Annotated in this window: 2 pseudogenes; both read left to right on the top strand. The window is 39.8% G+C overall.

Features of this window, described 5'->3' with window-relative positions:
* A pseudogene (locus ACY3FQ_RS04760) lies at nucleotides 1-378 on the top strand (IS6-like element IS1006 family transposase); the annotation flags it as partial.
* Nucleotides 375-859 (top strand): annotated as a pseudogene (locus tag ACY3FQ_RS04765) (IS6-like element IS1008 family transposase); the annotation flags it as partial. The pseudogenes ACY3FQ_RS04760 and ACY3FQ_RS04765, both read left to right, overlap by 4 nt.

Consider the following 859-nt stretch of genomic DNA (forward strand, 5'->3'; position numbering starts at 1 on the left):
GCTCCTGAAATAGAAAAACGTTTACGCTGGTATTGGCGTAATCCTACAGATCTGAGCTCGTGGCATATTGATGAAACCTATGTAAAAGTGAATGGACGATGGTCTTATCTGTATCGTGCAGTCGATCAACGTGGCGATACCATTGATTTTTATCTTTCTTCTAGACGTAATACCAAATCAGCATATTGTTTTCTTGGAAAAATTTTAAATAATGTGAAGAAGTGGCAAATTCCACAAGTGATCAACACGGATAAAGCACCCACATATGGACGTGCTTTATCACGGTTAAAACGGGAAGGTAAATGTCCACCAGACCTTGAGCACAGGCAGATTAAGTATAAAAATAACGTGATTGAATGTGATCATGGCAAGCAGAAATGCTCGCTGAACGAGGCATAAATGTGGATCACAGTACAATTTATCGTTGGGTTCAGCGTTATGCTCCAGAAATGGAAAAACGGTTACGCTGGTATTGGCGTAATCCTACAGATTTACATTCATGGCATATGGATGAGACTTATATCAAAGTGAAGGGGCGATGGACTTACCTGTATCGTGCAGTTGATCAACGGGGTCATACGATTGACTTTTACCTTTCCGCTAGACGGAACAGTAAATCAGCCTATAGTTTTCTAGGAAAGATCTTCAATACGGTGAAAAAATGGCAAATTCCACGGGTCATCAATACAGATAAAGCAGCGACCTATGGCCATGCTTTATCACGATTAAAGCGAGAAGGAAAATGTCCAGTAGATATTGAGCACAGGCAGATTAAGTATAAAAATAATGTCATTGAATGTGATCATGGTAAGTTAAAGCGAATCATCAGGGCCACATTAGGATTCAAATCTATGAAGAC

It is taken from the genome of Acinetobacter sp. AB03 (assembly GCF_058107045.1).